The organism is Natronosporangium hydrolyticum, assembly GCF_016925615.1.
In the GTDB taxonomy this organism is placed as follows: Bacteria; Actinomycetota; Actinomycetes; order Mycobacteriales; family Micromonosporaceae; genus Natronosporangium; species Natronosporangium hydrolyticum.
In genome coordinates this window covers 1870044-1886322 of record NZ_CP070499.1, presented here as the reverse complement: position 1 = coordinate 1886322, position 16279 = coordinate 1870044, and the positions used below count along the sequence as shown (strand labels likewise).

The following is a 16279-nucleotide window of genomic DNA, read 5'->3' as shown; positions in this document are numbered from 1 at the left end:
GATAGCGGTTGATGTGGATTCACCAGGTTCCCGGCGGGTAACCAGACGAACGGACTACCCTGCGTAAAACTCCTGTCCATCGTAGCCTGGCCAGTCAGCCTCCGCTAGCTGACAGCTAACTCGCGCACTTCAGACGAAGCGACCATGAGCGCCCTCCCGCGGCCACCCAGGCGCCGGCTGATGCAATTCTATCGATTGACCGGAACGTCCGCTTCCGGTTTGCGCGTGGCGACCTATTCATCGATTACCGCGAGGTAATCGATCTAGTTTTCAAAGGTCACCGATCCGGGTGACCCCGACCGTCGGCAGCGCCCTGTTTCCCGAAGCTCCGGTATCGATTGATGAAGGCAGAATTGCCGACCTCGGCCCGACACCGGACCGGTAAATAGTTGCCTAGGCAAAAATCCCCATTGCAGCAGTTAACACAATAGACAGCTGCCCGGGCGGAGCCTGCGTGTGAGATCTTGGAGATTTATCGTTCGCTCCGGACGGTAAGTCTCCAAGATCTCCCCGGCGACTCGGCCGGTCGCCAGCCAACGCGCCAACGGTGATGGGACGGACGGGGCGCCGGACGGGCCGGAGCTAGCTCCGAGCGGGGCCGGCGGTGGGTAGGGGCTGGCCGGCTCGGCCGCCGGGCCGGGCCGGTAGGCTTTCCGCGTGAGTGACGGGACACGCAGCCACCCGGGCGCCGAGGCGGTGCGCATCGCCGACAAGCGGCTTCCCCTGCGGACCAAGTTCGCCAGCGCGGTGTCGCGAGGCGCCGCCGCGCTCTCCAGGGCGACCGGCCGGGGCGACGGTTCGGTCATCGGGGGCCGACTTGGCCTCATGATCGACCCAGATCTGCTCCGCAACCTCGCCGCCGGCCGCCGAGTCGCGCTGGTCTCCGGCACCAACGGCAAGACCACCACCACCCGGCTCACCACCGCCGCGATGGGGGTGCTCGGGCCGGTGGCGACCAACTCGTTCGGCGCGAATATGCCCACCGGGCACACCTCCGCACTCGCCCGGGCCGGCCGCACCCCGTACGCGGTGCTGGAGGTCGACGAGCACTACCTGGCGCAGGTGCTGGTGGCGACCGAGCCCGCGGTGGTGGCGCTACTCAACCTCTCCCGCGATCAGCTCGACCGGGCGATGGAGGTCACGATGATGGCCACCCGGTGGCGGGATGCGCTCGCCAACCATCCCCGAGTGCATGTGGTCGCCAACGCTGACGATCCGATGGTGGTCTTCGCTGCCTCCTCCGCCTCCGAGGTCACCTGGTTCAGTGCCGGACAGCGCTGGCAGGACGACTCCTGGGTGTGCCCGGCGTGCGGGTCGGCGATCCAGCGGGTCGGCGACGCCCCCGACGGCGGCCAGCAGTGGGCCTGCTCCAGCTGCCCGCTGCAGCGGCCACAGCCGGACTGGATGGCCGACGATCACGCCGCCATCGGCCCGGACGATGCCCGGTACGAAGTCCGGCTGGCGTTGCCGGGGCGGGTAAATGTCGGCAACGCCGCCACCGCGTTGGCGGTCGCCGCCCGGTTCGGGGTACGCCCCGCCGACGCGGTGCCCCGACTCGCCGAGGTCGCGTCGGTCGCCGGCCGGTACGCCCAGGTGGAGCGGGACGGTCGACAGATCCGACTGCTGCTTGCCAAAAACCCGGCCAGCTGGTTGGAGGCGTTCGACATGGCCGAGCCCGGCCCGACCCTGCTGTCGGTGAACGCCCGGGGCCCCGACGGCATGGACACCTCGTGGCTGTTTGACGTGGACTTCTCGCCGTTACAGGGCCGGCCGGTGATGATCACCGGGGACCGGGCGTACGACCTGGCGGTACGGTTGGAGGTCAACCAGGTGCCGTTCACCCACGTGACCAGCTTCGCCTCGGCGGTGGCGGCGACGCCGCCGGGCAAGCTGGAGGTGATCGCGAACTACACCGCCTTCCAGGACATTCGAGCGGAGCTGGATCGTGTCCTCTGAGCTACCCCCGAGCGAGTCGACGCTGCGGATCGTCTGGGTCTACCCGGACCTGATGTCCACCTACGGCGATCGCGGCAACCTGCTGATCCTCGCCCATCGGGCCCGCGCCCGCGGCATCCCGGTCGAGCCGATCGAGGTGCGCTCCACCGAGCCGCTGCCCCGCCACGCCGACATCTACCTGCTCGGCGGCGGTGAGGACGGCCCCCAGTCGCTCGCGGCGCAACGGCTCAACACCGACGGGGCGCTGCACCGGGCGGTCGAGTCCGGGTCGGTGATCTTCGCGGTCTGCGCCGGCTACCAACTGCTCGGGGCGTCGTTCTACGCCAAAGACCAGCAGCACGCCGGGCTGGGCCTGCTCGACCTGCGCTCCGACCGGGGCCCGTCCCGGGCGGTCGGCGAGCTGGCGGGGCCGGTCGATCCGCGGCTGTCGCTGCCGACGCTTACCGGTTTCGAGAACCACGGCGGGCGTACCCACCTGGGGCCGGAGGTCTACCCGCTGGCCGAGGTGACCACCGGCGTAGGCAACGACGGCAGCACCGAGGGCGCGTTCCGGGGCACTGTGCTGGGCACCTACAGCCACGGCCCGGCGTTGGCGCGCAATCCCGCGCTCGCGGATCTGCTGCTGCGGTGGGCCACCGGCAACAATCAGCTCGCCCCGCTGGACGATTCGTGGAGCGAGCGGCTGCGCGGCGAGCGGCTGGCGGCGCTGACACCCCAGTAGCTACTCACCCACACCAGTCGGGGCGGCGGCTGGCCGCGCCGTAGTGGGCGCGGATCCACCGCGAGAGCTGGTCCTGGCTGGCGATGATCAGCAACACCGCGATGATCAACGTGGCCAGCTCCTGGTAGCGGAACAGCCGGAGCGCCACCCCCAGCTCCTGCCCGATGCCGCCGGCCCCGACGAAGCCGACGATCACCGACGCCCGCACGTTGCACTCCCACTGGTAGAGCAGCTGCGAGAGCAGATTCGTCCGGGCCTGCGGCAGGATCGCCAGCGATGCCACCGCAGCGCGCGGGGCCCCGGTGAGCCGCAGCGCCTCCACCGGCGCCGGGTCTACCGCCTCCAGCTGCTCCGACCACAATTTCGCCAACATGCCGGCGGCGTGGAGGCTGATCGCGTACACCCCGGCGGCCGGGCCGAGCCCGACGGCGGCGACGAAGAGCAGTGCCCACAGCAGGTCTGGTACGCCCCGCAGCACGGTCGCGGTGGTCCGGGCGGCCCCGGCCAGCCAACGGGGGGCGGCGACGTTGCCGGCGATCAGCCCCGCCAGCGGCACCGCCAGCACCGCACCGAGCACCAGCGAAGCGACGGCGATCTGCAGGGTCTCTATGCTCGCCCGCCCGACCTGGGCCAGCAGCGGCCGGTCGAGCGCCGGCGGGAACAGCCCAGCCAGGATCCGGCCGGCTCCGTCTCGGCCGGCGATCACGCTGCCGAACCCGACCCCGGTCCCGACCAGCGACCAGGCCACTACCGCGACGACCAGCGAGGCGGCGGCCAGCCGCCACCATCGCCGTCGGCTCACCACGATGTCGGTGGCCCATCGGCGGCCACCGGTGACCGGTAGATCTCGGCGGTGGCCGCGCTGTCCAGACTGGGCCCGTCGGCCACCAGCCGGCCGTCCCGCAGCGCCACGATCCGCGGGAACTGCCGGGCGATCTGCAAGTCGTGTGTGGTCAGCAGCAGGGTGGCGCCGGCGCTCCGCAGCTGACCGATGACGACCGCCGCTCGCTCCGGGTCGAGCCCGCTGGTGCACTCGTCGGCGAGCAGCAGCGCCGGGGTCGGCAACAACGCCCGCAGCAGGGCGACCCGTTGCCGCTGGCCACCGGAGAGCTGGTCGACCGGGGCGTCGAGCAGCTGCTCGATGCCGTGCTGCTGGGCCAGGTGTCGAAGCCGGCGCCGGTACTGGTGCGGGATGCCCCCGCGAACGATGGTGAACCAGTCCCGCAGGCGCCACCGACCGGCGTCGCCCATCAGAATATTAAGCCGGGCGGAGACGCCCCGGACCAGGTCGTCCCGCTGCCGGATCAGCCCGGTGCGGCGGCGCAACCAGGCCAGCTCGGCACGGCTCCGGTACGGGTCGCGGCCCCCCACGGTGACCAACCCGGCGGTCGGAGCTACCGCCCCCAGCAACACCCGGAGCAGCGTCGTCTTGCCGGCACCGGAGCCGCCGACCAGCGCCACCTGCTCACCGACGTCGATCCGCAGCGACAGCTGATCGACCGCGCGCAGCGCTCGGGCCGGGAAGTCGACTGTGACCTGGTCGAGTCGAATCTCCACGGTCAGCCCGCCGTCAACAGGCCGAGCTGCTGGGCGGCCTGCTCCAGCTCCTGGTAGTCCGCTGCGGTGACCGGGGTGTACCGGACGGCGCGTAGCAGCGACAGCAGCTCCGGATCGTCGATCCCGGTGAAGACGTGTACCAGCTCGGCTCGCGCCGGCTCGGAAAGCCCCGCCCGCGCCACCCACGGGTAGCCGATCACCTCGCGGGTCTCGACCGGCCGCAGCGCACCGGCGGGGACGGCGCCTTCGGCCTCCAACCGACGCAGGATTCGCAGCTCGACCCCGGCGGCATCGGCGCTGCCCTGCAGCACCGCCTGGGCGGCGGCGTCGTGGCCCCCGGTGAAGACGACCGACCGCAGCGGCGGGCAGGCTGACAGGTCGCGGGGCTGGCACTGGGCACCCGCGTCGATCACCATCTGTCGGGGATAGAGGCTCCCGGAGGTGGAGCTGACGTCCCCGAACGCGAAGGTTCCGCCGGCCTCGACCACGTCGGCGGTCGACTGGTGCGGCGAATCCGCGGGCACCACCACCGCCGCGTGGTAGAACTCGGTGCCGGTCGCCTCATCGACCTCGGTGACCAGCGGCTCCACTGGCGCCTGCGTCCTCGCCTGGGCGTAGGTGAGCCCGCCGACGTAGGCGAGGTCCACTTGGCCGTTCACCAGCGCCACCACCACACCGGCGTAGTCGGTCGCCACGACCAGCTCCACGTCGACAGCGAGCCGGTCGGCGAGGTAGGCGCGGAACGGCTCGTACCGTGCCCGCTGCTCGTCGGGCGCCACGTTGGGCACCAGCCCGACCCGGAGCGGGTTCGGCACCTCGGCGGGCGACTCCGCCGAGCTGGCGCCGCATCCGGCGACGGCGGCGCCGGCCAGCACCAGCGCGGTGTTCAGCAGCAGCGGCAGGAGCAGCGTGGTGATCCGGCGACCTCGAGGCATTCCGACAGGTTATAGGGTTATTTGTCCGGATTGTCGTAACAACCCGGCGACGGGTCACCCCGGTTCGACGACGATCTGACCCGGCTCCCCCGCGCGCACCTGCCCGATGGCGGCGGCCGGCACCCCCCGGCCGGCCAGCTCACGGAGCAGCGCGTCGCCGCCGCCCGGGGCACCCAAGAGCAGCCCACCGGAGGTCTGCGCATCATGCAGCAGGTACCGCAGCGCTGCCGGCAGCTGCGCCGGCAGCGTGACCGAGCTCTGCAGATAGTCGATGTTGGCCCGGGTGCCGCCGGAGATGTGCCCGCCGTCGGCCAGCTCCCGGGCTCCGGGCAGCAGCGGCACCTGCTCGGCCGTCACCGCCGCGGCGAGCCCGCTGGCCCGCAGCATCCGGTGCAGGTGCCCCAGCAGCCCGAACCCGGTGACATCGGTGGCGGCCCGGACCCCGGCGGCCCGCCCGGCCTCGCTCGCCGCCGCGTTCAGCGTGGCCATCGTGGCCACCGCGCCGGCCAGCTGATCCGAACTGGCGGCCCCCCGCTTGCACGCCGTGGTGATCACACCGGTGCCGAGCGGCTTCGTCAGCACCAGCGTGTCGCCGGCGGCGAGCTGATCGATCGCGAACAGCCGCCCCGGCTCGGCCAGGCCGACCACCGCCAGCCCGTACTTCGGACCCGGGTCGTCGATCGTGTGCCCGCCCACCACCGCGGCACCGGCATCGCTCACCACCTCGGCCGCGCCGCGCAGCACCTCGGCGAGCAACTCCATCGGCAGCGTTGCCGACGGCCAAGCCGTAAGGTTCAACGCCAGCAGCGGCGCGCCACCCATCGCGTAGACATCGGAGAGCGCGTTCGCCGCGGCGATCCGACCCCAGTCGTACGGGTCGTCCACGATCGGGGTGAAGAAGTCGGTGGTGAACACCAGCGCCCGGTCGGCGTCGAGGCGCACCACCGCCGCGTCGTCGCCTTCTCGCGCGCCCACCAGCAGCTCGCCGCCGGCGGCGAGCCGGCCGCTCGCCGGTGCCAGACCGCCGCCGGCGGCCGCCAGCAGCTCCTCCAGTTTGCCCAGCGGCAGCTTGCAGGCGCAGCCGGCGCCGGGCGAGAACTCGGTCAACCGCCACCCGGAGTCGGTCATGGCGCCCATCGGCGAACCTCGCAATCATCATCTTCGCGACAGTGGAACCAGCAACATAGGACAGGGTATCCAGCAACATTAGGTCATCCGACGCAGTGCTAAGCCTGTTCAGGCTGAATACGATGACGATCGGTCAGGGGAGGCCTCACCCGTCGTGCGTCGGAAAGGCCGTCCTTCGTGTTCAGACCGAACGCTTTTCGCCTCCTCGTCCCCGGCGCCGCCGCCGCGCTGATCCTCGGCCTGGCGCCAGCACCGGCCGCCGCCGGCCCCGCGCCGGCAACCCCCGCGGCGGTCGCCCCCGCGACGGTTGGCTCGTCGCCACCAGCCGCCGACGCCGACGCCGACGCCGACGCCGACGCGATTACCGCCCCGACCGGTCCGGTCCCGACCACCGACGAGCGGCGGGAACTGCCGCCGGTCACCGGCGACTCGGCGGACCCGCCCACGATGGCTGCCGGCGGCGAACGGGTCGATGTCTACTCCGGCCTGGACGGGGCGGAACCGGCGCCGGAGCCGGCGCCCGCCGAAGGGCACAGCGGGCACCCGGACGGGGTGGCCGAGGAGGTGACCGCGGCGGTCGACGCCGCTGGCCGGGCACCGGTGATCGTCCGGCTGCACGACCAGCCCGACCTACCCGCCATCGAACAGGAGGCCGCGCAGGCCGGGCTGGCCGCTGCCGCGGCGACCGCCCGGGAACAGCACGGTGCCCGCAACGCCGGCCAGTGGGCGCGGGACGCCGAGCGGGCCGCCCGCGGCCGTACCGTGGTGGCGGCGTTGCAGGACTTCGCCGACCAGCATCAGCCCGCGGTGGCGACGCTACTGTCCGAACAGGCCACCGCCGGGCAGGTCTCCGACGTACGCTCGTTCTGGGTCTTCAACGGCTTCGCGGCCACTGTGGATGAGACAGCGCTGGCCACGCTCGCCGACCACCCGGACGTGGCGAGTGTGTCGCTGGACCGCAGCATCGAGCTGGCCGATCCGTTCCCCGCCGACCCCGGTGAGCCGCATCAGCCAGTGTGGAGCCTGGAGAGCGTCAACGCTCCGCAGGTGTGGGGCGACTACGGGGTCCGCGGCGAGGGCATCGTCGTCGGGGTCATGGACTCGGGCGTCGACGGCGGCCACCCGGCGCTGGCGGACTCCTGGCGCGGCCACCGGGGTGACCCGGCCGCCAGCTGGTTCGCCCCCACCGGCGAGAACTACCCCACCCCGGGCGACGGGCACGGCCACGGCACCCACGTAACCGGCAGCATCGTCGGCGCTCCGCCCGGCGAGGTCACCGGTGTCGCCCCGGACGCGCAGTGGATCGCGGCGAAGATCTTCACCGATGGCGGCGGCACCACCGACAGCATCATCCACGCCGCGTTCGAGTGGATGCTCGCCCCCGGCGGCGACCCCGCCGCGGCACCGCACGTGGTCAACAACTCCTGGGGTTCGGACGCGACCTACCGCACCGAGCACTGGGACGCGGTCGACGCCTGGGTCGCCGCCGGCATCGTGCCGATCTTCGCCAACGGCAACAACGGCCCCGGCGCCGGGACCGTCGGCTCGCCGGCCAGCTTCCCCAACTCGATCGGGATCGGCGCCACCGACCGCGAAGACCGGATCGCCTGGTTCTCCAGCCGCGGCCCGGTGGTCTGGGACGGCGTGGAGCACGCGAAGCCGATGCTGAGCGCACCGGGCTACGACATCTACTCGGCGTGGCCGACCCACCTGCCCGATGGCCCGTACCACACCATCTCCGGCACCTCGATGGCCGCGCCACACGCCACCGGTGTAGTGGCGCTGTTGCTCGCCGCCGCCCCACAGCTCACCATCGACGACGTCCGCGAGGTGCTCACCCGCACCGCCCGCGGCGAGTCACACATGACCGCGCTCCCCCACGCGTACGGGGCCGGGGTGGTCGACGCCTACGCCGCGGTGACCGAGGTTGCGCACGCCGGGGCGGTGCTCGGGACGGTGACCGGACCGGACGGCGAACCGGTCGCCGCCACCGTGTCCTCCGCCGACCCCGGCGCCGACCTCAGCGTCGAGACCGACCCAGAGACCGGCGGGTACGCGCTGTGGCTGCCGCCCGGCGACCACGAACTCACGGTCGCCGGCTACGGCTACCAGACCTGGACCGGCCCGGTGACGATCACCACCGGCGAGACCACCACGGTGGACGTTTCGCTCCCGGTCGCCGCGGAGCAGACCCTCTCCGGCACCGTAACCGGCGCCGACGGCCCGGTCACCGGCGCCCGGATCGCGCTGCCCGGCACCCCGCTGGAGCCGGTCCGCACCGGCACCGACGGTGGCTTCCGGCTGACCATCGCCGAGGGCGAGTACGCCCTGTGGGCGAGCGCGGCCGGACACGAACCAGCCACCGTGCCGATTACTGTCGACGGCGACACCGAGGTTTCGGTACCGCTGGCCGCGACGGCGGTGGCGCCCGACCCGGAGTGGGCGCTGTACCAGAACAACCCGGCCCGGACCGGAGTGAGCACGGAGAATCTGGCCGCCGAGACGCTACAGCCCGACTGGCAGACCAGCGCCGGCGGCGCGGTCACCTTCAGCTCGCCGGTGATCGACGACGGCCGGGTCTTCGTCAACGCCGACCCCGGTCAGCTGGTCGCGCTGGACCTCGACACCGGCGAGCAGCTGTGGGCCTACGATGTCGGCGCCGCCGGCCTGCGCGGGGCACCGGCCGTCGCGGACGGCGTCGTCTACACCGGCGGTGGGGAGGCCGGCGGCTTCCACGCGGTGGACGCGGCCACCGGGGAACCGGTATGGAGCTTCCCCACCCCCGACCAGCGCACCATCTACAGTGTCCCCGCCGTGGCCGACGGCGTGGTCTACGTGAACACCGGCTTCACCCAGGACCGGCCGGACACCCTCTACGCACTCGACGCCGCCACCGGCGACGAGCTGTGGTCGGCCGACCTCGGCTCCCGGGCCTTCTTCGGCCCGGCGGTCGGCGACGGGCTCGTCATCGCCACCAGCGCCGGCGACCGGCGACTGGTCGCATTCGACGCCGCCACCGGCGCCGAGGTGTGGACGCTGGCCCGGGATGCGGACGAGTTCGTCACCGGGCCCAGCATCGCCGACGGCAGTGTCTACGTCACCACCTCGGTGCCGGGCGGGTCGGGCCAAAGCTTCCAGGGCAGCCTGCTCGCGGTCGACGCCGCCACCGGCGAACTGCGGTGGGAGAACACCAGCCACGGCGACGGCCAGGGCAGCGTCCCCGCCGTCCACGGTGACCTGGTCATCGCCGGCTCCCACGGGCTGGGGGTGGTGGCCGCCTACCACCGCGACACCGGCGCGGCGGTGTGGCACTACGGCCTGCCGACCAGCGGCGGCGTCAGCTCCTCGGTGCTGGTCAGCGGCGACGGCTACGTCATCGGCGGGTCGCAGCTCGACCAGCGGGTGTTCGCGCTCGACGCCGCCACCGGTGAGCTGGTCTGGGAGCAGCCGGCCGGCGCCAATGTGCTCTCCTCCCCCGCCTACGCCGACGGCCGGCTGGTGACCGCCGACGGCAACGGCGCCGTCCGCGCCTTCCACCCGACCGGTTCGGTCGCCGGCACCGTCACCGGACCGGACGGGCCGCTGCCCGCCACGGTCTCGGTCCCCGAGGCCGGGTTGACCGCGGAGGCGGACGCCGACGGTTCGTACCGGCTCGATGGCCTGCTGCCCGGCGAGTACACGGTGGTCGCCAGCTACTTCGGCTACACCACCGAGACCACGACGATCACGGTCACGGTGGCGCAGACCACGACCGCCGAGTTCACTTTGAGCCCGGTCGCCGACGGCGCGCTCGCCGGGACCGTCACCGACGAGGCCGGTGACCCGCTCGGTGGTGCCCAGGTCACTATCTCGGGCACGCCGCTGCCCCCGGCCGTCACCGACGAGGCCGGTGGCTACCGGTTCGACCAGGTCCCGGCCGGCAGCTACCCGGTCGTCGTCGATGCGGACGGCTACGCGCGTACCGAGGAGACGGTGGTGATCGCCGCCGGCGAGACCACCGTGGCGGACTATGTGCTCTCCCGGTACGACATCGCGGTCGTCGCCGACTACGAAGGGCGGGTTGCCGCGGCGCTGACCGACGCCGGCTGGCGGGTGGACGAGGTCTCGTTCGCCACGATCGACGGCGCCCTCGACCACTATGGCGCGGTGGTGCTCGCCGGGATGGGTGACGACCGGGCCGACGCCGACCTGGAGCGGTTCGGCCGGATCGTCGAGCAGGCTGACCAGGCCGGCACCAGCCTGGTCTTCCTGGACACCGGCGGCCCCAGCTACGGCTCGATCCGGACGCTCTCCCAGGTCACCGGCGACCCGGCGAGCGAGGCGGCGGAGTTGAGCAACCGAGGTGAGGTCTGGTTGGCCGACCCGGTCGATCATCCGATCACCGCCTCGCTGCCGGCGACCGGCCGGGCGCCGGTGCTCACCAGCGGCAGCTGGCACGCCTGGTTCGACGACTACAGTGGATACTCGCTCGCCGCGCTCGGCAACGACCGCGACGGCGAACGCGGCGCCGGCGTCGGCTACCAGCCCCGCACCCTCGACAGCAACCACGTGCTGTTGCCGGCGACCGCCGCCTCACCCTGGTCCACCTGGCAGCCGGCCATGGCCGAACTGCTGGTCGACGCGGTCGACCACGCCGCCCAGGCCAGCTACGGGGAGGCGACCGGCCCGGTGACCGACGCCGACGGCGAGCCGGTGACCGCCACCGTCGAACTCATCGGCGGCCTGGCCGAGACGGTCACCGACGAGCACGGCCGGTGGCGGCTGCTGCTCGACCCCGGCGAGCACACGCTGCGGTTCACCGCCCTCGGCTACGAACCGGTCGAGCGGGCGATCACCGTGGTCGGCGGGCAGAGCCACGAGATCGAGGTATCGCTGCCCACCGCCGCGCTGGCCACCCTCACCGGCCAGATCACCGAAGACGGCGGCGGCGCCCCGGTCACCGGCGCCACCGTCACCCTGCCCGAGACCGGCGCATCGCCGGTCAGCACCGACCCCGACGGCCGGTACCTGGTGACCGACCTGCCCGGCGGTCAGTACCGGGTCGAGGTCAGCGCCGACGGGTACGAGCCGCTGACCATCGACGAGGTCGAGCTGGTCGAGGGCGCGGTCACCGAACTCGACGCCGCGCTCACCCGGGCACCGGGAGTGGTGGTGCTCGGCGACCGCAACGACGAGATCAGTGACTTTCTGGAGGGCCACTCGATCCCGGTCGAACAGGCCGGTTGGGAGGTCGTAGACGACCTCGCCGGGATCGAGGTGGTAATCCTCCACAACCCGTCCGACCTGGGCCGCGACGACTTTTTGGCGGCGCTCGCCGCCTTCGACGCAGCCGGGGTCAGCGTGATCTTCCCGGCCGACGGCTGGGCCACCCGTACCCGGGGGGTGGATCTGCTGGTCCGCCACACCGGCAACCCGGGCAGCTTCGGCCGGCTCGGCGGGGTCAACGGCCCGCCGATCTTCCTGCACGACCTCGCCGACCACCCGGTCTTCGCCGGCGTCGACGATGACCCGGCGCAGCTGCTCAACCCCGCCAGCGAGGCCGGCTACTTCCCCGCGTATGAGGGCGTGACCCTGGCCCAGGTCGGGGAGTCCGACGCCGACCCGGCCGGGATCGGCGTCGCCTACGACGTGCGTACCCCGGACAACGTGCACCTGTTGCTGAGCGGCCTCGCCGCCACCCTGCGCAACACGCCGACCGGCAACTGGACCCCGGCCGGGCAGCAGATCTTCGTCGACGCGGTGCGCTGGGCGGCGGACCCGGCCCAGAGCGGGCTGGCCGGCACGGTCACCGACCCGGACGGGGTGCCGATCCCGGACGCGGTGGTCGAGGTCGCCGACAGTCACTGGCAGGCCGTCACCGACGACGCCGGCCGGTTCGAGATCGGTGTCCCACCCGGCGAGCACACGCTGCACTACACCGCCTTCGGTTACCAGCCGGCTCAGCGGACCGTGACCGTCGCGGCCGGCACCACCGTGGACGTCTCTGCCGAGCTGGAGCTGGGTGAAGTGGGCACGATCGACGGGGTGGTGACCTCCGAGATCGACGGCGCCCCGCTGGCCGGCACGACAGTGGAGCTGCTCGGCACGCCGCACCAGACCGTCACCGGTCCGGCCGGCGAGTACGAGTTCACCCGGGTCGCCGCCGGCTCGTACGAACTGGAGCTGGAGATCGACGAACACGTGCGGACGCTGTCGCCGGTCTCGGTCGACGCCGGCGAGACCACCCGCCACGACGTCGAGCTGGTCAGCTCGCCGCTAGTGGGGATCATCGACGACTCCGACTTCAGCAACTCCCGCGACCGCGGCAAAGAGTTCCTGGCCGACTGGGGGTACGAGGTCGAGGAGATCGGCTTCGGATCGCTGGACCGGATCGGCGAGCTGGACCTGGTGGTCGCGAACGTCTCCGACTTCGGCCTCTCGCTGACCGACGGCGAGCTGCGGGCCTTCGAGGAGGCCGTGAACCGGGCCGGCGTACCGGTGCTGTGGCTCGGGCAGCATGGTCGAGGGGCGATCCAGTTCCTGCACGAGCACGACGACGACCCGGCGGTGCTGGGTGAAGGCTTCAACGACGGGCCGGTGACCGCAGCTGTCGCCGAGCCGCACCCACTGGTGGCGGGCCTGGACAGTGAGTTCCCGCTGATGGTCGACGGCGGCCGGTACAGCTTCTTCGACGAGTTCGCCGGCGAAACCGTCGCCGCCCTCACCACCGGCGATCACGGTGAGCGCGGCGCCGCGGTCGCCTACCGGGGCCGGACCACTGCGGCGGTGGACGTCCTGCTCGCCACCTCGTCGATCACCACCCACGGGGCCCCGGGTACCCGAACGTCGGCGGCGCTGAACTGGACCCCGCAGGCCGAGCGGCTGCTCGTCAACGCCCTCGCATGGGCGCTGACCGCCGACCAGCTCGGCGCCGAGGTGCGAGGCACCGTCGACAGTGACCTGGGGGGCCGAATCGCCAGCGAGGTCCAGGTGGTGGAGACCGGCCGGACCTACCAGGGGCGTGAGGGCGACGGCAGCTTCCTGGTGCCGCTCGCACCGGGCAGCTGGACGTTGCAGGTCAGCGCCTTTGGTCACGCCACCGAGACGGTCGAGGTGACGGTCGCCGCGGGCGAGACCCGCAGCGCGCCGGTGACCCTGCCCGCCGATCCCGCCGGCGGCATCGCCGGCACGGTCACCGGCCCGGACGGCGCCCCGGTGCCCGACGCGGAGGTGACGGTGCTGGGCACGCCGCTGACCGGCGCCACCGACGACAGTGGTGACTACCTGGTCGACGCGGTGCCGGCGGGCGACTGGACGGTCCGGATCACCGCCGACGGGTACCGGACCGCGCAGCTGCCGGTGACCGTCCCGGACGGCGGCACCGTCACCGCCGACGTGCAGCTGGCGGCGGGAGCCACGGTCGCGGTGGTGGACACCACCGGCTCCAGCACCCACGGTGAATCGCTGGCCGGCCTGCTCACCGCGGAGGGGTACGAGGTGGAGCTGGTGCCCCGCGCCGAGCTGCCGGAGCTGGTCGACCGGGTCGACGACTACCAGCTGGTGATCGTCAACGCGTCGCTGCTGGCGGCGCAGCAGGACGACTTCCCGGTGCTGGTGGACGCCGCCGCCGACGCCGGCGTGTCGATGATCCACAGCAGTCAGCACGGCGGCGGGTACGCGATCCCACAGCTCGCTGCCCAACGCGGTGACCCGGCCAGCGCCGACTGGGGCTTCGTCAGCGTCGGCGTCGACTACGTACCGACCGTCGCGCATCCGATCTTCGCCGGGTTCGAGGTGGGGGAACCGATCGAGCTGATCACCAGCACCCTCAGCAACCAGAACCAGCAGTACGGGTCGTTCGAAGGGTACGGCGGCGAGACCATCGGGCAGCTGCACGGCCGCACCGACGGCGCCGACCTGGGCGCCGGCGTCGGCTACCAGTTCACCTCACCAACCAGTGTGGAGCTGCTGCTCGGCGGTCTCGCCGCCAGCGGCCACGGCTGGCCAGACGAACGGTGGACCGACGACGCCCGGCAGCTCTACCGCAACGCGGTGGCGTGGACACTCGACGCCCGGCAGGCCGAACTGACCGGGGTGGTCACCGGCGGCGGCGAGCCGCTCGCCGGCGCCACCGTCACCTCGTCTGCGACCGGCGCGACGGCAGTGACCGGCACCGACGGCGGTTACGCCCTCGGGCTCACCACCGGTGAGCACACCATCGAGGTCGAGGCCTTCGGCTACGCCACCGTCGAGGAGCAGGTGGAGATCCCGGAATCCGGCACGGTCACGCTCGACGTAGACCTGACGCCGCTGCCCCGCAGCACGGTCTCCGGCACGGTCTCCGCAACCACCGGGGAGCCGGTCGCCGGCGCCGAGGTCAGCGGCGCCGGGCCGACCAACTGGTCGACCACGACCGGCGCCGACGGTGGTTACATCGCCGCCGACCTGCTGCCCGGCGAGTACCAGGTGTCGGTGCGGGCCGACGGCTTCCAGTCGGCGACGGCGACGGTGACGGTCACCGCGGACGAACCGGCCCAGCTGGACATCACCCTGCAGCCGACCGACATCGGCGTGCTCGGCGACGCCGGCGGCGCGCTCACCGGGTATCTCCAGGAGGCCGGGGTACCCGCCGCCGAGCTCACCTGGGACGCCGGGTTGGACCTGACGCCGTACCAGGTGGTGGTGGTCAACGGCGGCAACCCCGACGGCGAGACCTTCACCGCGGTGCTCGACGCCGCCGACGAGGCCGAGGTGTCGCTCATCTTCACCGGCACCTGGGGCGTCGACCGGGGCGGGGTCCGGCTGCTGGAGCGGCACACCGACCGGGTCACCGTCGGCGCCCAGGGGTACGGCGACGGGCCGGTGCAGTTGACCGGTTTCGACCCCGAGCATCCGGCCTTCGCCAGGCTCGGTGACGACCCGGCCACGCTGATCGTCGAGGGCGGCTACTACAGCGTGCTGGCCGAGTATGTGGGCGAGCCGCTGGCCGAGCTGACGGTGGCCCGCGACGGCGACGACCCGGTCACCGGGCCGGCGGTCGGCTGGGACCGGCGCACCGCCGGCAGCGTGGAGGTGCTGCTCTCGGCGAGCGCGGTCACCGAGGCGGTCGGGCCAGGCCTGGGCTGGACCGATGAGGCCGGCCGGCTGCTGGTCGACACCATCGACTGGGCCCGCGACCAGGCGCTCGCCCCGCCGGAGGCGCCGTCCTTGACGGTCGAGGCGCCGCTGGTGGTGACCGAGACGGTCGAGGCCGGCGGCGAGGCCGCGCCGGGGTCCACGGTCACCGTCCTGGCGTCGGGCGAGCCGGTAGCGAGCACCGAGGCGGACGTCGACGGGGCCTGGTCGGTAGCGGTGCCGCTGCCGGTCGGGCAGACCGAGCTGACCGCGGTCGCCAGCAACCCGGCTGGGGAATCCCCGCCCTCGGAACCGGTGACGGTAAGCCGCTGGCAGGCCGAGTGGGAGGTGCGCGGCGGCGGTGGCAACCATCCGGTGACGCTGACGTTGACCGGCCCACCGGTTCGACCCGCCCCCGCCGAGTTGGCGGAGCTGGTCGTGCGGGACGGCGACGGCGAGGAGGTCGCCCGAGTGCAGCCCGCCTGGGCCGGCGGGTTCTATCTGGGAGTCATCCGCGACCTGCCGCCCGGTGAGTACACGCTGTCGGCAGAGTTGCTGGTCGACGGTCACCTGCTGGTGATCGACGGCCCGCCGGTGGGCTGACCCACCACGGTGGCTCCGGTGTTGTCGCCCACCGGAGCCACCGACAACGCAACCGCAAGGGAAGACTGGGGTCGCCACCGCCAGCCCCTTGACCTGCGCAAACTCAGGAGGCCCGCGCACGGCGGGTCGGTCGGCCGGGCCGGGCAACCCAGCGGGTTGCTCCAGGTCGGGGCAGCTCACGCGCGACTCAGGGGGCCTGCCTTCTGAGACGAAACTCGGGCCCAGCCACAAGCGCGGCAGCTTCGCGGCGAAGCCGCGAATCATGTGGGTGGGCATGCTGAAGGGC

The 16279-nt window shown here is 72.7% G+C and carries 7 protein-coding genes; 3 read left to right on the top strand and 4 right to left on the bottom strand.

The annotated features are described in order from the left end of the window. Positions 1-702 precede the first annotated feature (702 nt). The gene (locus tag JQS43_RS08490; RefSeq protein ID WP_239679365.1) at positions 703-1956 is read left to right on the top strand and encodes a MurT ligase domain-containing protein; all 1254 of its coding nucleotides are present in this window, start codon (positions 703-705) and stop codon (positions 1954-1956) included. Next, entirely contained in the window at positions 1946-2677 is a 732-nt protein-coding gene (locus tag JQS43_RS08485; RefSeq protein ID WP_275581054.1) for a type 1 glutamine amidotransferase, read from the top strand. The genes JQS43_RS08490 and JQS43_RS08485 overlap by 11 nt, the downstream gene beginning before the upstream one ends. A 4-nt stretch (positions 2678-2681) precedes the next feature. Here the strand turns inward: JQS43_RS08485 and phnE are convergent, their stop codons facing one another. The 4 genes from phnE to selD are packed head-to-tail and all read right to left on the bottom strand — an operon-like array spanning position 2682 to position 6297. Next, complete coding sequence (gene phnE / locus JQS43_RS08480; protein WP_239678510.1) at positions 2682-3479, bottom strand: phosphonate ABC transporter, permease protein PhnE; 798 nt, start codon at positions 3477-3479, stop codon at positions 2682-2684. Beyond that, positions 3476-4234, bottom strand: coding sequence for an ATP-binding cassette domain-containing protein (locus JQS43_RS08475; protein ID WP_239678509.1), 759 nt, complete (start codon positions 4232-4234; stop codon positions 3476-3478). The genes phnE and JQS43_RS08475 overlap by 4 nt, the downstream gene beginning before the upstream one ends. Before the next feature lie 2 nt (positions 4235-4236). After that, entirely contained in the window at positions 4237-5169 is a 933-nt protein-coding gene (gene phnD, locus JQS43_RS08470) for a phosphate/phosphite/phosphonate ABC transporter substrate-binding protein (protein ID WP_239678508.1), read from the bottom strand. A 54-nt stretch (positions 5170-5223) separates the two neighbouring features. Then, positions 5224-6297, bottom strand: a complete 1074-nt coding sequence (selD, locus tag JQS43_RS08465) for a selenide, water dikinase SelD (RefSeq protein ID WP_275581081.1) — start codon at positions 6295-6297, stop codon at positions 5224-5226. A 177-nt stretch (positions 6298-6474) separates the two neighbouring features. Between selD and JQS43_RS08460 the strand changes: the two genes are divergently transcribed. Further along, a complete protein-coding gene (locus JQS43_RS08460) occupies positions 6475-15993 on the top strand; it encodes a carboxypeptidase regulatory-like domain-containing protein (protein ID WP_239678506.1) in 9519 nt (3172 codons plus the stop codon). Positions 15994-16279 lie beyond the last annotated feature (286 nt).